At 68.3% G+C, this 20,636-nt stretch carries 15 protein-coding genes; 13 read left to right on the forward strand and 2 right to left on the reverse strand.

What is annotated here, in order from left to right; translation table 11 throughout:
- The 8 genes from KK141_RS15545 (at position 1) to KK141_RS15580 (ending at position 13,343) form a co-directional block, all read left to right on the forward strand.
- Positions 1-1,587, forward strand: a complete 1,587-nt coding sequence (locus KK141_RS15545) for an aldehyde dehydrogenase (NADP(+)) (RefSeq protein ID WP_214571473.1) — start codon at positions 1-3, stop codon at positions 1,585-1,587.
- Positions 1,584-2,789, forward strand: coding sequence for a Xaa-Pro peptidase family protein (locus KK141_RS15550; protein WP_214571474.1), 1,206 nt, complete (start codon positions 1,584-1,586; stop codon positions 2,787-2,789). The genes KK141_RS15545 and KK141_RS15550 overlap by 4 nt, the downstream gene beginning before the upstream one ends.
- Before the next feature lie 19 nt (positions 2,790-2,808).
- On the forward strand, positions 2,809-4,572 hold the full coding sequence (locus KK141_RS15555) for a DUF885 family protein (RefSeq protein ID WP_214571475.1): 1,764 nt from the start codon (positions 2,809-2,811) through the stop codon (positions 4,570-4,572).
- Positions 4,573-4,601: 29 nt separating this feature from the next.
- Positions 4,602-6,026, forward strand: coding sequence for an amino acid permease (locus tag KK141_RS15560; RefSeq protein ID WP_214571476.1), 1,425 nt, complete (start codon positions 4,602-4,604; stop codon positions 6,024-6,026).
- Positions 6,027-6,035: 9 nt separating this feature from the next.
- Positions 6,036-8,390 carry a twin-arginine translocation signal domain-containing protein gene (locus tag KK141_RS15565; RefSeq protein WP_214571477.1) on the forward strand — a complete coding sequence of 785 codons (2,355 nt, stop codon included), beginning with the start codon at positions 6,036-6,038 and terminating at the stop codon, positions 8,388-8,390.
- A 203-nt stretch (positions 8,391-8,593) separates the two neighbouring features.
- Positions 8,594-8,977 carry a glycoside hydrolase family 127 protein gene (locus tag KK141_RS15570; protein WP_214571478.1) on the forward strand — a complete coding sequence of 128 codons (384 nt, stop codon included), beginning with the start codon at positions 8,594-8,596 and terminating at the stop codon, positions 8,975-8,977.
- Between the two features lie 163 nt (positions 8,978-9,140).
- Positions 9,141-12,014 (forward strand): TonB-dependent receptor, encoded by a 2,874-nt coding sequence (locus tag KK141_RS15575; RefSeq protein ID WP_214571479.1) that lies wholly within the window; start codon positions 9,141-9,143, stop codon positions 12,012-12,014.
- 225 nt (positions 12,015-12,239) lie between these two features.
- A complete protein-coding gene (locus KK141_RS15580; RefSeq protein WP_214571480.1) occupies positions 12,240-13,343 on the forward strand; it encodes a Glu/Leu/Phe/Val dehydrogenase dimerization domain-containing protein in 1,104 nt (367 codons plus the stop codon).
- A gap of 494 nt (positions 13,344-13,837) precedes the next feature.
- Here KK141_RS15580 and KK141_RS15585 read toward each other — a convergent pair whose 3' ends face one another.
- A complete protein-coding gene (locus KK141_RS15585; protein ID WP_214571481.1) occupies positions 13,838-14,293 on the reverse strand; it encodes an Rrf2 family transcriptional regulator in 456 nt (151 codons plus the stop codon).
- A 96-nt stretch (positions 14,294-14,389) separates the two neighbouring features.
- Here KK141_RS15585 and KK141_RS15590 point away from each other — a divergent pair, with 96 nt between their 5' ends.
- The 4 genes from KK141_RS15590 (at position 14,390) to fabG (ending at position 19,059) form a co-directional block, all read left to right on the forward strand.
- Entirely contained in the window at positions 14,390-15,292 is a 903-nt protein-coding gene (locus KK141_RS15590) for an NAD(P)/FAD-dependent oxidoreductase (protein ID WP_214571482.1), read from the forward strand.
- Between the two features lie 194 nt (positions 15,293-15,486).
- Positions 15,487-17,628, forward strand: coding sequence for a YccS family putative transporter (gene yccS / locus KK141_RS15595; RefSeq protein ID WP_214571483.1), 2,142 nt, complete (start codon positions 15,487-15,489; stop codon positions 17,626-17,628).
- A gap of 98 nt (positions 17,629-17,726) precedes the next feature.
- Positions 17,727-18,275 (forward strand): hypothetical protein, encoded by a 549-nt coding sequence (locus KK141_RS15600; protein WP_214571484.1) that lies wholly within the window; start codon positions 17,727-17,729, stop codon positions 18,273-18,275.
- Positions 18,276-18,330: 55 nt separating this feature from the next.
- Positions 18,331-19,059 carry a 3-oxoacyl-ACP reductase FabG gene (gene fabG / locus KK141_RS15605; protein ID WP_214571485.1) on the forward strand — a complete coding sequence of 243 codons (729 nt, stop codon included), beginning with the start codon at positions 18,331-18,333 and terminating at the stop codon, positions 19,057-19,059.
- 39 nt (positions 19,060-19,098) lie between these two features.
- Here fabG and KK141_RS15610 read toward each other — a convergent pair whose 3' ends face one another.
- Complete coding sequence (locus KK141_RS15610; RefSeq protein WP_214571486.1) at positions 19,099-19,563, reverse strand: VirK family protein; 465 nt, start codon at positions 19,561-19,563, stop codon at positions 19,099-19,101.
- Positions 19,564-19,742: 179 nt separating this feature from the next.
- On the opposite strand from KK141_RS15610, the gene KK141_RS15615 reads away from it, so the two are divergent.
- Positions 19,743-20,633 (forward strand): aldo/keto reductase, encoded by an 891-nt coding sequence (locus KK141_RS15615; protein WP_214571487.1) that lies wholly within the window; start codon positions 19,743-19,745, stop codon positions 20,631-20,633.
- The last annotated feature ends 3 nt before the right edge of the window (positions 20,634-20,636 follow it).

Raw genomic sequence — 20,636 nt, forward strand, 5'->3', positions numbered from 1 at the left:
ATGGACATCCAGCCCATCCTGATCGACGGCGACTGGCGCGCGGCAAGCGCGCCGGTCGGCCAGTTCCGCGCCGAGAATCCTGCAACCGGCGAGGCGATCGGCCCGGCCTTCCCGATCTGCGGCGCTGCAGATGTCGAAGCGGCGCTCGCCGCCGCGACCGCGGCAGCCGAAGCACTGGCCGCCGCCCCGCCGGAACGCATCGCCGCCTTCCTCGAAGCGTATGCGCAGGCGATCGAAGCCGACGCCGAAGCGCTGGTCGACACCGCCCATGCCGAAACCGGCCTGCCCAAGCAGCCGCGCCTGGCCGCCGTGGAACTGCCGCGCACCACCAACCAGCTGCGCCTGGCCGCCAAGGCCGTGCGCAGCTATGCGTGGACGCAGCCGGTGATCGACACTGCAGCCAATCTGCGTTCGCACCTCGCGCCGCTGGGCAAGCCGGTGCTGGTGTTCGGCCCGAACAATTTCCCGTTCGCCTTCAACGCCATCGCCGGCAGCGATTTCGCTTCGGCCATCGCCGCACGCAATCCGGTGATCGCCAAGGCGCATCCCTCGCATCCGGCCACCAGCGAACGCCTGGCGCGCGCGGCATTCACTGCGCTGCGCCAGGCCGGGCTGCCGCTGGCTTCGGTGCAGATGCTCTATCACTTCGATCATGCGATCGGCGGGAAGCTGGCTGGCGATGCGCGCCTGGGCGCGATCGGCTTCACCGGCAGCCGCGCGGGCGGGCTCGCGCTGAAGGCCGCCGCCGACGCGGCGGGCGTGCCGGCCTATGTCGAGCTGTCCAGCGTCAACCCGGTGTTCCTGCTGCCGGGTGCGCTGGCCGAACGCGGCGCCGCGCTGGCGCAGGAGTTCTTCACCTCCTGCACCATGGGCAGCGGCCAGTTCTGCACCAATCCCGGCGTGGTGATCGTGCCGCGCAGCGAGGCGGGCGATGCCTTCGTCGAAGCCGCCAAGGCCCATTTCGCCGGTGCCGCGCCGAGCGTGCTGTTCTCACGCGGCGTGCTGGAACATCTGCAGCATGGCATCGCCACGCTGCGTAAAGCCGGCGCGCAGCTGCTGGCGGGCGGCGAAGCCGGCTCGCCCGGCTACCGCCATGCGCCGACCTTGCTGGAAGTCGACGCCGCGCAGTTCCTGCGCGAACCGCAGGCGCTGCAGACCGAAGCCTTCGGCCCGGCCAGCCTGCTGATCCGCACGAACGGCGTGGCGCAGATGGTCGAGGTGGCCAACGCCTTCGAAGGCAACCTCACCGGCACGCTGTACACCGGCAGCACCGACGACGAAGCATCGGCCGCGGTCGCGCGCGCCTTGCGTCCGCGCGTCGGCCGCCTGATCGGCAACCGCATGCCCACCGGCGTGGCGGTCAGCCCTGCCATGAATCATGGCGGCCCGTATCCGAGCACCGGCCATCCGGGCTTCACCGCGGTAGGTATGCCGGCGGCGATCCGCCGCTTCGCCGCCCTGCACTGCTACGACAACCTGCCCGAGCATCTGCTGCCGCCGGAACTGCGCGACCACAATCCCGGCGGCGTGGCGCGGCAGATCGACGGCTGCTGGTGCGTGGACGACCTGGGAAGCAAGAACGCATGAGTTCCAGCCAGATCGGCGGCCTCGATCTCGCCCAGGCCCGCGCGCGCCTGCAGCCGTGGCAAGCCACTGCGCCCGCCATCGGCGCGGACGAATACCGGCACCGCCTGGAACACGCCCGCGCCCTGCTGCGCGCGCAGCGGCTCGACGCCCTGCTGGTCACCGCCGGCACTTCGCTGCGCTATTTCACCGGCGTGGCCTGGGGGGCGAGCGAGCGGCTGGTCGGCATGCTGCTCACCGCGCAGGGCGATCCCATCCTGATCTGCCCTGGTTTCGAGGCCGGTTCGCTCGCCGCGGTGCTGCGCATTCCGGCCGAAGTGCGCCTGTGGGAAGAACACGAGGATCCGCAGCAGCTCGTCGCCGACGCGCTGGCCGAGCGCGGCGCCGGCAGCCTCGCGCTCGACCCGGCGGCGCCGTTCGCCGTGGCCGAACGCCTGCGCGCGGTGCTCGGCGGCAAACCCATCGCCGACGCCAGTGCGATCGTCGACGGCTGCCGCATGTGCAAATCCTCGGCCGAGCTGGCGCTGATGAAGCAGGCCACGGCGATGACGCTGGACGTGCACCGCCTTGCCGCTGGCCTGATGCGCGAAGGCATCTCGCGCACCGAGCTGGTGCGCTTTATCGACGAAGCGCACTGCACGATGGGCGCGGACAATGGGTCCACCTTCTGCATCGTGCAGTTCGGCCACGCCACCGCCTACCCGCACGGCATCCCCGGCGAGCAATACCTGGAACGTGACCAGCTGGTGCTGATCGACACCGGTTGCACGGTGCAGGGCTACCACTCCGACATCACGCGCACCTACTGCTTCGGCACGCCGACCGCCGAACAGGCGCGCATCTGGGAACTCGAACAGGCCGCACAACTCGCCGCGTTCGAAGCGGTGCGACCCGGCGTCACCTGCGCCAGCGTCGACGATGCCGCACGCGCCGTGGTCGAAGGCGCGGGCCTGGGTCCGGACTACCGCCTGCCCGGCGTGCCGCACCGCACGGGACATGGCTGCGGCATGGCCATCCACGAGATGCCTTACCTGGTGCGCGGCTCGCGCACCGCGCTGCGGCCGGGCATGTGCTGCAGCGACGAGCCGATGATCGTGGTGCCCGAGCGTTTCGGCATACGCCTGGAAGACCACTTCTACGTTACCGAGGACGGCGCGGCCTGGTTCACCCCACCGTCGCCGGCCATCGACCAGCCCTTCGCCTGACGCCCCCGGAGAGGAGCCGATGAAACGACCGATCGCCACGCTAGCCTGCGCCATCTGCCTCACCATCGCTCCTCTCCTCGCCCACGCCGCCGACGATGCGGACGCGCGCTTCCGCGCGCTCTACACGCAGGAATGGCAATGGCGCCAGGCGCAGTTCGCCGGCGGCGATGACGAGGACGGCGAGGGCAAGGCGGCCGACCATCTGCCCAAGGTCGATCCGGCCACACAGGCACAGCGCGAACGCTACTGGGCCGATGTCCTGAAGCAACTTGACGCCATCGCGCCGCAGCAGCTGCACGGCGACGATCCGGTGAACTACGCGGTCTACCGCGAACAGATCGAAACCCTGTTGGCCGACCAGCGCTTCCGCACCTGGGAAATGCCGTTCAACAGCGACACGGCGTTCTGGACCAACCTGGGCTTCACCGCGCGCAAGCCCATGCGCACCGCGGACGACTATCGCCGCTATTTGAGCCAGCTGCGCGATATCCCGCGCTATTTCGACGAACAGATCGCCAATATGCGCGCCGGCCTGGCGCGCGGCTTCAGCGTGCCGCGCGTAACTCTGGCCGGACGCGACCAGTCGATTGCCGACGTGGCGAACGCAAAGGGCGACGACAACCTGTTCTACACGCCGTTCCGCAAGATGCCGGACACCATCCCGGCCGCCATGCAGGAACAACTGCGCACGCAGGCGCATGCGGCCATCGAACAGCAGGTGATTCCCGCCTACGCCAGACTGCTCGACTTCATGCGCAACACCTACATGAAGCAGGCCCGCACCACGCTGGCCGCCGAAGCGATGCCGGACGGCAAGGCCTTCTACCAGGCGCAGATCCGCGAGTTCACCACGCTGGACCAGAGCCCCGAGCAGATCCACGCCACCGGCCAGCGCGAAGTGGCGCGCCTGCGCGCCGAGATGGAACGCACCATCGGCGAAACCGGCTTCAAGGGCAGCTTCGCGCAGTTTCTGCACTACCTGCGCACCGACCCGAAGTTCTATCCGAAGAGCGCCGATGAGCTGCTCAAGGACGCCGCCTGGATCGCCAAGCGCGTCGACGGCAAGCTGGGCCAGTACATCGGCCGCCTGCCGCGCCAGCGCTTCGCCATCGAGCCGGTGCCGCCGGATCTGGCGCCGTTCTACACCGGCGGCCGCGGCGGCCCGGGCATCTACCTGGTCAACACCTACGACCTGCCTTCGCGCCCGCTGTATTCGCTGACCGCGCTGACCCTGCACGAATCGGCGCCGGGCCATGCGCTGCAGATGCCCCTGGCCGCCGAACACGAAGGGCTGCCGGACTTCCGCCGCTACACCTATATCTCCGCCTATGGCGAAGGCTGGGCGCTGTATTCCGAGCGGCTGGGCGTGGAGATGGGCATGTACGACACGCCGTACGACCGCTTCGGTTATCTCAGCTACCAGATGTGGCGCGCCTGCCGCCTGGTGGTGGACACCGGCATCCATCACCTCGGCTGGACGCGCGAACAGGCGCAGGCCTTCATGCGCGGCAACACCGCGTTGAGCGAACACGAGATCGAGACCGAGGTGGACCGCTACATCGCCTGGCCGGGCCAGGCGCTGTCGTACTACCTGGGCGAGATGGCGATCGTCGATGCGCGCGCGAAGGCCGAGAAAGCCCTGGGCGAACGCTTCGACCTGCGCGCCTTCCACGACACGGTGCTGTCGCTCGGCTCCGTGCCGCTGCCCGTACTGCAACAGCAGGTGGACCGCTTTATCGCCAAGGGTGGCAAGTCGCCGTACGCACAGGCGCAAGCGCCGTAACAAACACACGTGGTTTCGGGGAGGAACCGATGGGCCTGATCGACGACATCACCCGGCGCAAGCCGGTGGAAAGCCTGCAGCGCGAAGCGGACAAGGGCACCGGCCTGCGCCGCGTGCTGGGCTTGTGGCAACTCACCGCCATCGGCCTGGGCGGCATCATCGGCGTGGGCATCTTCGTGCTCACCGGCACGGTGGCGGCGACGCAGGCGGGACCCGCCGTGCTGCTGTCCTTCCTGCTCGCCGGCATCGCCAGCGCGGCGGCGGCACTGTGCTATGCGGAGTTCGCCGGGCTGATTCCCGTCACCGGCAGTGCCTACACCTACGGCTACGCGGTGCTGGGCGAGTTCGCCGGATGGATCATCGGCTGGGATCTGCTGCTGGAGTACGCGCTGATCGCCGCGGTGGTGGCGGTGGGCTGGTCCGGCTACGCGCAGGTGCTGCTCAACAACTTCGGCTTGCCCTTGCCCACCTGGGCGCAAGGCGCATGGGGCACCGGCCCTGGGCGCGTGGTGAACCTGCCGGCGATCCTGATCTCGGTGGCGATCACCGCCCTGCTCGCGGTGCGCATGGAATGGGGCGCGCGCTTCAACACGCTGATCGTGGGCATCAAGATCGCCGGCGCCGCCTTGATCGTGATCGCCGGCGCCGCCTACGTGAAGCCGGAACGCTGGCATCCCTTCATGCCGTTCGGCATGCATGGCGTGGTGACCGGCGCGGCCGTGGTGTTCTTCGCGGTGTTCGGCTACGACATGCTGACCACCGCCGCGGAGGAATCGCGCAATCCGCAGCGCGACCTGCCTCGTGCGGTGCTGCTGTCGCTGGGCATCGCGATGCTGCTGTACTTCGCCATCTGCCTGGTGCTGACCGGCATCGTGCCCTACACCACGCTGGACAACGACGCGCCGGTGGCCAATGCATTCATCCGCATCGGCATGCCGTGGACCATGGCGGTGATCTCGATGGCTTCGGTGTGCGGCATCACCAGCGTGATCTTCGCCAACCTGCTGGCCGGCGCGCGCATCGGCTTCAGCCTGGGCCGCGACGGCCTGCTGCCGGGATGGTTCGCCGGCATCCATCCGCGCTGGCGCACGCCGCATCGGGCGACCTTCCTGCTGGGCACGGTGACAGCGGTGGCGGCGGGACTGTTTCCGCTGGACGAGCTGGCGAAGCTGGTGAATATCGGCGTGCTCGGCGCCTTCATCGTGATCTGCACCGCGGTGGCAGTGTTGCGCTGGCGGCGGCCGGATCTGCACCGGCCATTCCGCACGCCGTGGGTGCCGGTGGTGCCGCTGATCGGCGTGGGGTTCTCCTGCTGGCTGATCTGGGGCTTGCCCGTGGTGACTTACGTGCGGTTTGCGCTTTGGCTGCTGGTCGGTTGCGTGGTCTATCTGGGGTATGGGCGCAGGCATAGCCGCCTGGCGCAGCAGAACACGCCGGCATCGGAAACGGTTTAGGGGAATCGAATGGATCGGCGTCGTTTTCTGCAAGGCCTGGCCGCGACGAGTGCGGCCGCGGGGCTGGTGGGTTGGGAAGGGGCATCGGCGCAGTCGAGCGCGCAGGCTGGAGGCGCCGGCACGCTGGCGCCGCCGCAACGTATCCCGCTCGCCGCGCTTTCCACCGAGGGCCATGCGCGGCTCGCGGGTTTCGATATGCAAGGCGCCGCGTGGTCGGTGTTCGAAGATCTGAGCACGCCGGATGGCGCGATCACCCTGACCGGTCCGGATGGCGGCTGCGTGCTGGGCAAGCGCACCGAGTCCTGCGCCGCCGAAGCGGGCACGCCCTATCTCGGCCTCGCACTGAAGGAGCTGGCCCTGGCCGATGCGGATCTGCTGGCCGACCGCCTGCTCAAGCGCGGCGAACCCGATCCCGAACAGGTACGCCTCGCCGCGCCTCCGCTCGCCTCGACGCTGGACCCGAAGGACTACAACGGCCGCCTGCCGTGGACTACCTTCGTCGGCAACGTGGCCTGCGCCGACACCATGCCGGTGTTTCCGGACGGCCGCACGCGCACCTTCAAGCCCATGCAGGAAACCGCGGCGCTGCGCGACGAGAAGCTCGCGCCGCAGCGGCGCGAAGGCCTGCTCGGCGGTTGGCTGCCGGCGGTGCACAAGGTGTTCGCGCTGGACGAGGGGCGCTGGTACGACGTGCTGGTGTTCGCCGACGTCGACGCGGCCGACCGCTTCGTGGTGCAGACCTGGCACCGCACCGCGCTGGTCGAGCATGGGCGCATCAGCGAGGTGCACTACGGCTACAGCTATCCGTCGTATCCGCCCACGCGGCAGCCGCCATCGGCGGACGCCTTCTATCGCGCGCTGCTGCGCTTCCACGATGCCTGGCAGCAGCAGCTCGCCGATGCCTGCGCCATGCGCACGCCGGATCCGAGCTGGGCCGATATGGCGCGCTATGCATTTGCGCGCGAACTGGTGGTGCGGCCGGGCGGCAGCTATCCGAAGTACGGCGCGGTGGATCGCGACTACTACGGCAACGAGTACGACGGCTTCCAGGACACGTTCACCAGCTCGCTCTACGCGAACATCGAATGGGGCCGCAACGCGCAGGCTGCGGTGGTACTGGACGGCTACTTCACCGACTTCGTGCAGGCCGATGGCATGGTCAACATGCGCGGCGCGGAAACCGGCCAGTTCGGCCTGACGCTGTCGCTGCTGGCGCGCTACCTGCACTACACCGGCGACGTGGCGCTGCTGCGCAAGCACCAGGGCAAGATCGAAGCCACCGCGCGCATCCTGCTCGACCTGCACGATGCCAGCCTGCGCCTGCCGAACAACGACCCCGGCCATGGCCTGCTCCATGGCTGGAACGAGTCGGACGCCTGCCTGTTTCCCGAGCCGCAGCTGTGGTGGAAGCCTTACTACGCCAACAGTGCGCTGGCTTCGCGCGGCTTGCGCGATCTTGCGGCGGTGTGGGTGCGGATCGATGCCCATGGCAAGGCCTTGGCGGATCGCTGGCAGGAGCGTTCGCGCGTGCTCGCCGCGCAGCTCGTGCGCAGCTTGCGCGCCAACGTCCGCCACGACCTGCATCCGCCTTATATCGGCCCGCTGCCCGGCGTGAAGCTCACCTTCCGCCAGTCGCTGCTGCAGGAAAAGCCCAGCGAACAGCAGTGGCCGCATCGTGCCTACGCCGAGCTGCTGCAGGCGGACGTGCTGCCGGACGATCTCGCCCACCTGGTGATCGACTGCATGCGCGGCCACGGCGCCACCTCGATCGGCGTGGTGGCGAACGTGGCGCCGCCTTCGCCGGACGGGCGGGACATCCTGGGTTTTATTTCATACGGCTATGCCCAGCAGCTGCTGCGGCTGGGGCGGATCGACGAGTACCTGCTGTTCCTCTATGCGCATCGCTATCACGCGCATACGCCGGGCAGCTGGACCGCGGGCGAGGTGAGCGACCTGAGCGGCGGCATGCCGCTGTTCTGCATGCCGGCGCAGCTGACGATGCCGTTGCTGCTGCGGTGGATGGTGGTGTTCGAGGACAGCGAGGGCGAGGTTCTGCATCTGGCGCGTGCGGTGCCGCGGCGATGGATGGGTGGAGATCAAGCCATCGAGATGCGCGGTGCGCCGACGCGGTGGGGGCGCGTGGATGTGCGTCTGCAGCCGGATGGCGGGCATGGAGTTACCGGTGAGATCAGGCTGCCGGAAGCGGCGCCGGCTGCCGTGTGGTTGAGCCTGCGCGCACCGGAGGGCAAGCGGCTCGCGGATGTGCATGTTGAGGGCGCCACGGTGAAAGAGCGGCGCGGCGACAGCGTCCGTCTGGATGGCCGGCCCGGCCAGGCCGTGCGGGTTTCCGCGACATTCGCCTAGCGCGCATGGGCCACATGTTTCGCCTGCAACCGTCACGTGCTGCGCCGATCCCCGCAGCACTATGCACAATTCCGCACGCGCCTTTCCCAAATACGACAAGACGCGCTCCCCATGTGACGGCACGATGAAACCATGCGCATCGGGGGACGCGCCGCCAACCGCCACGCCGCGTCCACGCGCGGCCGCACGCACGGGGAGAGGGCATGCCGTCTGGCTGTAGCGATCACCGCAGGCGATTCCTGATAAACGCTGCCACCGCGGCGAAATTCTGCGACTCGCCCATTGATTCGTTCTGGTGCCGTACCGGCTCGCTTGCCGACGCATTCGCGCGCTTCGATGACAGCATGCGCTCCCATGACGACGACGGCCTGCACGCCGCTTCCCCTTCGAAACCCAGACCCCGGCCGGCGCCGGGCGTGGCAGCCGGGCGGCCCGGAGCGGCCGTCCGGCTGCGCACGCTTTCGGCGCGCGAGCTCCGCTTCGAGGCCGATATCGGCGGGGTCGCGGTGTCGCCGCTGAACGAACTCCAGCGCGAGCGCCACGCCCCGTACCGCCAGCTTCAACCCGACGCGCCCGGCCAGGACTGAGCGCGTCATGCCCGCCTCGCGCGGGCCGCAGCAACGCAACGCACACGGTCGGGCCGCCAGCCCGGCACGGCGTGCTGTTGCCCGACGAAACGCAGCCGCCCGCAGGGAGGGCCGTTGCGCATGCCCCATCACCGGCACCACACGCCATGCGAGGTACCCGCCCATGCATCCACGTTCCGCCTGCCGCCATCCACGCGCGCTCAGCCTCGCCGTCAGGCTCGCCATCGCCGGCACCGCGTTCGGCCTCGTCGCGCCCGGCTTTGCACAGGACGCACCACCCGGCGACACCGCCGATCCGCAGAAAGCCAAGAGCCTGGAAACCGTCACCGTCACCGGTTCGCGCATCCGCCGCGTCGACGTCGAAACCGCCAACCCGGTGGTGACGCTGGACCGCGCGCAGATCGCCGCCACCGGCAAGGCCACGCTCGGCGACCTGGTGCAGGAACTGCCATCCATCGCCGGCAACGCCACCAATGCCAATACCAATAACGGCGGCGGCACCGGCGCGGCCACCATCTCGCTGCGCGGCATGGGCGACAAGCGCACGCTGATCCTGGTCAACGGCGTGCGCCTGGCCTACAACGACGTCAACAGCATCCCCGCCAATATGATCGACCGCGTGGAGGTGCTGAGCGACGGCGCCTCGGCCATCTACGGTTCGGATGCGATCGGCGGCGTAGTGAACTTCATCCTGCGCGAGCATTTCAGCGGCGTGCAGCTGTCGGGCGATTTCGCCCAGAGCAGCCGCAGCGACGGCATCCGCCGCAACTTCGCGCTTACGGCCGGGCAAGGCAACGAGCGCGGCAGCATCATCGCCGGGCTCGGGCACCAGAGCCTGGATGCGGTATCCGCACGCGACCGCTCGTTCTCGCACGACGCGCTCAACCTCACCGGCGGCAAGGTGATCGTCAGCGGCTCCTCGGCTACGCCGTATGGCTCGATTACCCTGCCCAGCGCGCAGGCCAAGGCACTGGGCTGCTCTTCGCGCGTGGCGCTCAATCCCGGCGTCAGCGGCGCCACCACGCCCGGCGACTACCACTGCTACGGCGTCGCGGACAGCTACAACTACCAGGGCGACAACATCCTGCAGACGCCGCAGAAGCGCGACCAGTTCTTCGTGCTGGGCAAGTACAAGCTCAACGACAAGCTCGAAGCCTACGCCAACCTCTACTACACCAAGACCCAGTCCGAATCGCAGATCGCGCCGGTGCCGGTGTTCGCCAACGGCGACAACTTCATCGTGTCCAAGGACAACTACTACAACCCGTTCGGCGTGGACTTCGGCACCGACCGCGTCAGTGGCGCCAACAACGGCGACTTCAATACGCGCTTCACCACCCTGGGCTATCGCCGCTACATCTACAACACCTACAACCTGCAGGTGACGCCCGGCCTGCGCGGCAGCTTCGGCGACAGCAGCTGGCAATGGGATGCGGCGTTCAACTACGGCAAGGTGCGGCAGAAGTCGGTCAATTATGGCTTCCTCGACTACGCCGGCTTCCAGCAGGGGCTGGGGCCTTCGTATCTCGACGCGTCCAGCGGCAAGGTGACCTGCGGCACGCCGGGCAACCCGATCGCCGGCTGCACACCGATCAATATCTTCAACGTCAACGACCCCACCACCATCGCGGCGCTGAAGAACATCCAGCGCAATCCGGTCACCACTACCGCGTACACGGTGAAGCAGTTCGAAGCGAACGCCAACGGCGGGCTGTTCGACCTGCCCGCCGGCACGGTGAACCTGGCCACCGGCTTCTCGTACCGCAAGGAGAGCACCTCCACGCGCACCGATCCGCTGGCCGTGGCCGACCTCAACGGCCTGTGCGGCGTAGTGGAATTCTGCAGCTCGGTGCTCGCCGGCAGCTTCAACGTGAAGGAGGCCTACGCCGAAACGCTGATCCCGCTGCTGTCGGGCAAGCCCTGGGCGCAGGCGCTGAATCTCACCCTGGGCGCGCGCTGGTCCGACTACAGCAGCGCCGGCCGCAGCACCAACAGCAAGCTGGCGGTGGAATGGCGGCCGATCGACAACCTGCTGCTGCGCGGCACGGTGTCCGAGGTGTTCCGCGCGCCAAATATCAACGAACTGTACGGCGGCATCGCCGGCGATGCGCCCACGGTGAACGATCCTTGCAACGGCTATACCGGCGGCCATCCGCAGGCCTGCGCCAGCGTGCCCACCGACGGCAGCTACCGGCAGGCCAATCCGGAGATCTCGGCCAAGACCTCCGGCTCGCTCGCCGCCGGTTATCAGCTGAAGCCGGAACAAGGCAAATCCTTCGACTTCGGCGTGGTGTACGACCCGCAATGGGTGCCGGGCCTGTCGCTGAGCGCGGACGTGTGGCGCATCAACCTCAACGACACCATCACCGCGATCTCGGCGCAGACGGTGCTGAACCAGTGCTATGCCAATCCGGCCAGCCCGTTCTGCAGCTTTATCCATCGCTTCGCCAGCGGCGCGATCAACTACGTGGCGGAGCCGACGGTGAACCTGGGCGCGCTGTCCACCAAGGGCGTCGACGGCAGCGTGGCGTACCGCTTCAACACCGAGCGCTACGGCCGCTTCAACCTGCGCCTGGATACGACCTACGTGGCGCGCTACGACGTCAATCCGGACCCTTCCGACGCCACCTCGGTGACCATCCACAACGCCGGCCGCTACACCTACGCCTATGGCAACTTCCCGCGCTGGCGCGGACTGGCCACGCTGAACTGGGCGCAGGGTCCGTGGAGCGCGAGCTGGCGCCTGCGCTATGTCGGCCGCACCCAGGTGGGCAGCCCCGATGCGCGGCAGCAGTTGTCGGCCGACCTCACCGTGCCGTCGGTGGTGCGCACGGTCGGCGCGTATGCCTATCACAGCGTGCAGCTGGGCTACGAAGTGAAGAGCTGGCGCACGCGTTTCGACATCGGCGTGGACAACCTGGCCGACAAGCAGCCGCCCCTGATGTACCAGAACAACGTGAACAACTCGAACACCGACGTAGCCACTTACGACGTGATGGGCCGCTATTACTGGGCCCGGGCGACGCTGACGTTTTGATCGTGTGAAACGAGGCGGGCCAAGGGCTGGCGCGCCGTGCTGCGCCGACCCTGCTGCAACGCAACAGCACCCCGCCGGGTGACCCGCTAGACTTATGGACTGTGTTGACACCCCGACCCCCCGGTCGGGGTTTTGACTTTAGAGGCATGCGCACGCCGCCCCGCGGCCGCCGTACCGACAACCGCATCCCCAACCGCGCCACCCCACCGTGGAGTCACCGTTCCAATGATTTTCGAAACCATCGCCAAAACGGGTCACGAAGAAGTCGTCTTCTGCCACAACAAGGACGCCGGCCTGAAGGCCATCATCGCGATCCACAACACGGTGCTGGGCCCGGCTCTCGGCGGCCTGCGCATGTGGCCGTACAAGACCGAGCAGGACGCGGTCAACGACGTGCTGCGCCTGTCGCGCGGCATGACCTACAAGAACGCCGTGGCCGGCCTGAATCTGGGCGGCGGCAAAGCGGTGATCATCGGCGATCCGTCCAAGGACAAGTCCGAAGCGCTGTTCCGCGCCTTCGGCCGCTTCGTCAACTCGCTCAACGGCCGCTACATCACCGCCGAAGACGTCGGCATCGACGTCAACGACATGGAATACGTGTTCCGTGAAACCGAATACGTGACCGGCGTGCACCAGGTGCACGGCGGCTCGGGCGACCCCTCGCCGTTCACCGCGTTCGGCACCCTGCAGGGCCTGATGGCCGCGCTGCAGGTCAAGCACGGCAACGAGGACGTGGGCAAGTACAGCTACGCCGTGCAGGGCTGCGGCCACGTGGGCAGCGAGTTCATCAAGCTGCTGCGCGAGCAGGGGGCGAAGGTGTTCGTCACCGACATCAACAAGGACGCTGTGCAGCGTTGCGTCGATGAACTGGGTTGCGAGGCTGTGGGCCTGGACGAGATCTACGACGTCGACGCTGACGTGTATTCGCCGTGTGCGCTGGGTGGCACGCTCAATGAGCAGACGATTGATCGCATCAAGGCGAAGATTATCTGCGGTGCGGCGAATAACCAGCTGGCTACCGATTCGATCGGTGATGAGCTGACGCGCCGTGGGGTGCTGTATGCGCCGGATTATGCGGTGAATGCGGGTGGCGTGATGAATGTGTCGCTGGAGATCGACGGGTATAACCGTGAGCGGGCGATGCGCATGATGCGCACCATTTATTACAACCTGGGTCGGATTTTCGAGATCTCCAAGACGGAGGGCGTGGCCACTTACAAGGCGGCTGATCGCCTGGCTGAGGAGCGCATCAGCTCGATTGGCAAGATTAAGCTGCCGCATATGGGTAATGGTGCGCCGCGGTTTGCGGGGCGTATGCGCGGGCAGTAAGCCGCGCGCGGTTTGTTGTTTGAGAACGCCTCCCGCTTGGGGGGCGTTTTTTTTTGCTCGTCGTCCCGGTGTGGGCCTCCCTACTCGTCATCCCGGCGTAGGCCGGGATCCTTTTGCGGTATCGCCTGGTTTTCGCGGTGCCGCGAATGGGCCGCTTATGCAGCGGGCATTTCGTGCGCCTGCCGGCGCCCGAGTCACTTTTTCTTTGCTGGCCCAAAGAAAAAGTAACCCAAAAGAAATGGCCTTCAGAGCCAAGGCTCGCGACGCGACTAGAAGGAGCAGTGGGCGTCTGCGGTAACTTGATTAACCTGGGTCTACACGAAACGACTTTGCGTTTACGTAGCGGGTGCTTCAACGTGCCGTGGCGAAGAGGAGGTTCAAGGACTGGCGCCAGCTTTGGCTCTTCGCCCCTACCTACCTCACGACATCACCCCTCTCCCCTCCGGGGAGAGGGCAGGGTGAGGGGCCGGGCGGAGCGTAACGTCCGTCGTTTCCTATGCGGGGCAATGAGCACGCGAGTGAGCATGCTTGCGTGCACGCTTCTCAAAATCCTTAGTCAATGTCGCGAGCGTGATGCCTTCGAAGCGCTTGAGCAGGAGTTCGCGGGCGCTGCGTAGTTCGCCTTCCAGTGCTGCGTTCACCGCCTGCTCTACCAGGCACCGTGGGGTGTCCTCAGCCATGCCTAAGGCGAAGATCGCTGGCTCGTCGATGGCGCGGTAGACGTCCAGCAGGCTGATGTCGGCCAGGGGGCGGGTGAGGGTCCAGCCGCCGCCGTGGCCGCGGTCGGCGCGGACGAAGCCTTTTTCGCGCAGGCCGGCCATGGTCCGGCGGACCACCACGGGGTTGGTGTTGAGCATCTGGGCCATCAGTTCGGAGGTGGTGGGGGTGTCCTGCTGGCCCAGGTGGATCAGGACGTGGAGCATGCGGGAAAGCCGGTTGTCGCCTTTCATGGGTCGGCTCGCTGGACTCAAGTAACTCTCAATGTTGCATAAGATGGCGTTACGCGCTAGTTTGTAACTTTCAAAGATACTTGATAGGAGCAAGCCATGAGCTTCGACGTCATCGTGGTGGGCGGCAGTTTTGCCGGCCTGGCCGCGGCACTGCAGCTGGCGCGGGCCAGGCGCAAGGTGCTGGTGGTGGATGCGGGTATGCCGCGCAACCGGTTTGCCGCGCATTCGCATGGGTTCCTGGGGCATGACGGCAAGGCGCCGGCGCAGATCCTCAGCGAGTCGATCGACCAGTTGCTGCGCTATCCGACCATGAGTTTCCGGCAGGGCATGGCAGCCACTGCTGCGCGCGAAGGCGATGGTTTTCGCGTAACCCTCGACGATGGCGCCACGGTGGATGCCGAGCGGCTAATCCTGGCCCTGGGCGTGCGCGACGAACTGCCCGCGTTGCCGGGGCTGGCGGAGCGCTGGGGCCAGACGGTCGTGCACTGCCCCTATTGCCATGGCTACGAACTGGAAGGCCCGCTCGGCGTGCTCGCCACTCATCCCAGTTCCGCCCACCAGGCCCTGCTGGTGCCGGACTGGGGTCCGACCACGCTGTTCACCCAGGGCATGCTGACGCTGGACGAGGCGGAACTCGCGCAACTGGCCAACCGTGGAGTGCGGATCGAACCCCAACCGGTGGTGGAACTGCTGGGCGAGGCACCGCGATTGGATGGCGTGCGCTTGGCTGACGAGCGGATCGTGCCGATGCACGGCCTGTTCGTGGCGCCGCGCACCCGCGTGGCCAGCCCGCTGGCCGAGCAGCTCGGCTGCGAATTCGACAGCGGGCCACTGGGTTCGGTGATCCGGGTGGACGGCATGCAGCAGACCACGGTCCCGGGTGTGTTCGCGGCGGGCGACGCCGCCACCCTGTTCACCAATGCCACCCGCGCGGCTTCGGCCGGCGTGATGGCGGGCGTGGCGGCGCACCGTTCGTTGTTCATGGGTGTGGCGGCCTAAAGATCGCTTAAACGTGGAGTCCTTCTCCCCCCGGGAGCACGCGGGGAGGGCACAGGGATGTGCCCGGCCTTGAGGAGCGAGGAAGGTGGCGGCAGCCGGATGAGGGTACGGGCGGAGCGGGACGCACCACTCCGCCCGTACCCTCACCCCAACCCCTCTCCCGGAGGGAGAGGGGCTTTCCGTATCCTTGTGGGGTGACCCTGCCCCCCTCCTCCATCGCCGACACCTGGCGCCGCATCCGCGGCTCCGACCGTTTCGCCGAATGCCTGCGCGTGCTGCTCGGCCTCGGCGGCGTGGTGCTGTATTGCCTGGCGGACGGCCATTTCGCCGACGCCATCCCCGCCCTGCTCGGCGTGATCGCCTGCGCGCTGGCGGAAACCGAAGACCACTGGCGCAGCCGCCTGGCGACCCTGCTGGTGACGCTGGCCTGCTATGCGGTTGCCGCCAGCTCGGTGCAGCTGCTGCTGCCGCATCCCGTGCTGTTCGCGCTGGGCCTGCCGCTGGCGACGTTCGCGCTGGTGATGCTGGGCGCGGCCAGCCATCGCTACGCGACCATCGCCGGCTCCGCCCTGCTGCTTTCCGTGTACACCATGATCGCGGCCGATGCCGGCGCGCATCCCGGCTCCCTGCGCGAACCGGCGCTGCTGCTGGCCGGCGCCGCGTGGTACGGCCTGCTCTCGCTGCTGTGGAGCGCGCTGTCGCCGCAGCAGGCGGTGCGCCATGCGCTGGCGCGCACCTTCGATGCACTGGCCGGCTATCTCGAAGGCAAGGCGGCGCTGTTCGCGCCGCTGCCGGGCGTGGATCGCGAGGCCCTGCAGCAGGACCTCGCCATGCGCAACGAGAAGGTGGTGCAGGCGCTCAACGAGACGCGGCTGATCCTGATCGACCGCATCGGCCCGCGCCGGCCCAGCGGCCCCACCGCGAAACGCCTGCGCCTGTATTTCGCCGCGCAGGACATCCACGAGCGCGTCAGCTCCTCGCACTACCCGTACGACGCGCTGGCCGAAGCGTTCTTCCACAGCGACGTGCTGTTCCGCTGCGAACACCTGCTGCGCCGCCATGCCGGCCTGTGCCGCCAGCGCGCGCGGATGCTGCGCCTGCGCACGCCGCTGCAGGTCGACGACGGCGCGCGCGCCGCGCTGGACGACGTGCGCGATGCGATCGACGCGCTGCGCGCCCAGGCCACGCCGCCGGACGCGCACCTGCTGCGTTCGCTCGATGCGCTGCTGCGCAATATGGATGCGATCCAGTCCCTGCTCGAACGCGAGCAGCCGGCGAGCGGCCCGGTGCCCGGCGAGGAAAGCGCCCTGCAGGATCCCGGCCCCGGCAACCTGGCCGAGGCGTGGGAGCGCATCCGCATCCAGTTCACGCCGCGCTCGTTCCGCTTCCGCCACGCGCTGCGCCTCGCACTGGCGCTGCTCGCCGGCTATGCGGTGCTGCGCGTGGTGCATCCGCAGAACGGCTACTGGATCCTGCTGACCACCTTGCTGGTATGCCAGCCCAGCTATGGCGCCACGCGGCGCCGGCTGCTGCAGCGTACCGGCGGCACCCTGGCCGGCCTCGTCGCCGGCTGGGCCGCGCTGCGGCTGCTGCCGTTCGGGCCGGCGCAGGTGCCGCTGCTGATCGTGGCCGGCGTGGTGTTCTTCGCCGCGCGCCAGCGGCGCTACACGTTGGCCACCGCGGCGATCACGCTGTTCGTGGTGCTGTGCTTCAACCAGGTGGGCAATGGCTACGAGGTGATGTGGCCGCGCATGGTCGACACCTTGATCGGCGTGGCGATCGCGGCGCTGGCCATCCATCTGGTGCTGCCCGACTGGCAAGGGCGGCGGCTGGACCAGGTGATGGCGGACACGCTGCGCTGCGATGCGCGCTATCTGGCCAGCATCCTGGCGCAGTACACCGAGGGCCGGCGCGACGACCTGCCCTACCGCATCGCGCGGCGCGACGCCCACAACGCCGATGCCAACCTCAGCGGCGTGCTCTCCAACATGCTGCGCGAACCGGGCCGGCACCGGCGCGGCGGCGAATCCCTGCTGCGCTTCCTGGGCGCGGCGCACGTGCTGCTCAGCCAGCTTTCGGCGCTGGGCGCCAACCGGCAGGCGCTCGCCGCGGGGCATGCGCGCGAGGCCGTGCAGTCCTGCGGCGCGCAGACCGTGGAAGCGCTGGAGCAGTTGGCCGAAGCGCTGGAGACGAACGAACCCGCGCCGTTGCTGCTGACCATGCCGGCGTATGCCGGCGGCGACGAAACCGCGCGCCTGGTGCTGGGCCAGCTCGCCCTGATCCTGGCCCAGCGCGAGCGGCTGGCCGAGCTGGCGCTGGAAGTGCGGGACGGCTGAGCCGCCTCTGGTAGCATGCCGCCGGCCCGCGCACCGCGCGGGCGCATAGTCGCGGAGGCGGCGAACCCCGCCCGCTTCGTGGAGTGCCGACCGGCCGCATGCGCAAACTCACTTCCTTCCTGCTGCTCGCCGTCGGCGTGCTGTATCCCTTCCTGGTGTACTTCGGCATGCAATACGTGCCGCCGCAGATCTTTGCGCTGGCGCTGGGCGCCGCCTGGCTGCTGCGCGCGCCGGCGCTGTGGCGCCAGCCGGGCGGCCGCTGGATGCTGGGCGCGGCGCTGGCCTATTGCGCGCTGCTGGCGCTCAGCGGCGAATCGCAGCTGCTGCGCTGGTATCCCACCCTGATCTGCGCGCTGCTGCTGCTCGCCTTCGGGCTGACCCTGCGCTATGGGCCGCCGATGATCGAACGCATCGCCCGCGTGCAGGACCCGCAACTGCCCGCCGCCGCCGTGCCGTACACGCGCAAGGTCACCTGGCTGTGGATGGGCTTCTTCGCCGCCAATGCGCTGGCCTCGGCGGCGCTTACGCTATGGGCGCCGCTGCGCTGGTGGACGCTGTACAACGGGCTGATCGCCTACCTGATCATGGGCGCGCTGTTCGCCGGCGAATGGCTGGTGCGGCGGCGCGTATTGCGGCGGGCGGCGTGATCGCCGCGCGCCGCTTCGCTATCGTTGCCGCTGCGCTTATCGAGGACAGCCACGCATGACGGACACCATCCTGGTCACCGGTTCCAGCCGCGGCATCGGCCGCGCCATCGCCCTGCGCCTGGCGCAGGCGGGCTATGACCTGGTGCTGCATTGCCGCTCGCGGCGCGACGAGGCCGAAGCGGTGCAGGCGTCGATCCATGCGCTGGGCCGGCAGGCGCGCGTGCTGCAGTTCGATATCGCCGACCGCGCCGCCTGCGCCGCCGCGCTGGAAGCGGATGTCGCCGCGCATGGTGCGTACTACGGCGTGGTGTGCAATGCAGGACTGACCCGCGATGGCGCGTTTCCCGCGCTCAGCGAGGAAGACTGGGACCAGGTGCTGCGCACCAACCTCGACGGTTTCTACAACGTGCTGCATCCGCTGGTGATGCCGATGATCCGCCGCCGCGCGCCGGGGCGCATCGTGTGCATCACCTCGGTGTCCGGCCTGATCGGCAACCGCGGGCAGGTGAATTACAGCGCGTCCAAGGCCGGCGTGATCGGCGCGGCGAAGGCGCTGGCGCTGGAACTGGCGAAGCGCAAGATCACCGTCAACTGCGTGGCGCCGGGCTTGATCGATACCGATATGGTCGATGCCGAATTGCCGCTGGAAGAAATTCTCGCGGCGATACCCATGCAGCGGATGGGCACGCCGGAGGAAGTGGCCGGTGCGGTGCAGTTTCTGATGAGCCCGGAAGCGGGCTACATCACGCGGCAGGTGCTCGCGGTGAATGGCGGCTTGTGCTGACGGAGCCGTCATGCCGGCGCAGGCCGGCATGACGCGTGTTCAGTTCTGCTCCACACCGTCGCGCAACCAGCTCCTGCGGTCGACGTAGAACTTCGCTCCCTGCCCGATGTTGCACTGGTACTGCCCGATCTGCGTCGGTTTCTCCGAGCCGGGCGGCCCCTGGAACACCGAGATCGCCAGCGTCTGGTCGGCCATCGCGCGATAGCGCACGAACTCGTCGATGCGCACGCCTGTGCTGGACAGCACGGTGGGGTGGTACTCGGAGAACACCAGCGCCGGTCCGGCCAGCTGGAACGAAGCGATCGGCAGGCCGCCGACCAGGGCCGGGCCTGCGGCGCCGTCGGGCGTGTGGCATTGGCTGAAATCGGTCACCAGGGTGACGTGCTTGCCTTGCTGCAGGGCGCGCGTCACGGCGGCCCAGTCGCGGGCTTCGCTGTCGGCGCGGGCGGTGTGGCTGAGCAGGGCCAGGGGAGCGGCGAGCAGGATAAGCAGGGTCTTGGTCATGCGCGGGTACTCAGGTGGGGATGGGGGAAGGCGCGCGAGCGGTGTCGCGCCGGCACCTTCTACGTCGCGTTTCGTCAAACCCGCGTCAGCGCCGCAACGCCCGGCCTTTGTGCCCGGAATCATTCGCGCAGGTGGCGAACGGCCGATAGCATAGGCAGCTCTTCCCCATCGGCCGCGCCATGCAACCGCTCTCCTCCACGCCGGATCTGCAGCTCTCTCCCATCGTCGCCGGCCTGTGGCGGCTCACCAGCTGGAAGCTCGACGTGCAGGCGCGCGTGCGCTGGATCGAGCAGGCACTGGAGCTGGGCATCACTTCGTTCGATCACGCCGACATCTATGGCGACTACGAAGAAGAAGCCACCTTCGGCGCCGCGCTGAAAGCCGCGCCGGCCTTGCGCCAGCGCATGCAACTGGTGACCAAGTGCGGCATCCGCCTGCGTTCGGCCAAGCGGCCGTATCCGATCAACTACTACGACACCACGCCGGCCTATGTGCGTGCGCAGGTGGAGCGCTCGCTGCAGAGCCTGCATGCCGAACGGCTGGACCTGGTGCTGATCCACCGCCCCGATTACCTGATGGATGCGGAGGAACTGGCCGGCACCTTTGCCACGCTCACCCGCGAAGGCAAGGTGCGCCACTGGGGCGTGTCCAACCACAGCGCCAGCCAGTTCGCGCTGCTGCACCGGCGCGTGCCCTTGCTCACCAACCAGCTCGAACTGTCGCCGCTGCATCTGGATGCGCTCGACGACGGCACGCTCGACCAGGCCCAGCAGCTGGGCCTGCGGCCGATGATCTGGTCGCCGCTCGGCGGCGGCCGGCTGTTCACCGGCACCGACGAACAGGCCGTGCGCGTGCGCGCCTGCATGGAGGCGATCGCCGTGCGGCTGCGGATCAGCCTGGCCACGCTGGCCTTCGCCTGGGTGCTGCGCCATCCGTCGCGGCCCTATCCGGTCACCGGCAGCGGCCGCATCGAAGGCCTGCGCGAAGCGGTGGCCGCACTGGACGTGCGGCTGAGCAACGAGGATTGGTATGCGATCTGGACCGCGAGCCAAGGGCACTCCGTGCCCTGAGCG

The organism is Dyella sp. LX-66 (assembly GCF_018599165.1).
Lineage (GTDB): Bacteria > Pseudomonadota > Gammaproteobacteria > Xanthomonadales > Rhodanobacteraceae > Dyella_D > Dyella_D marensis.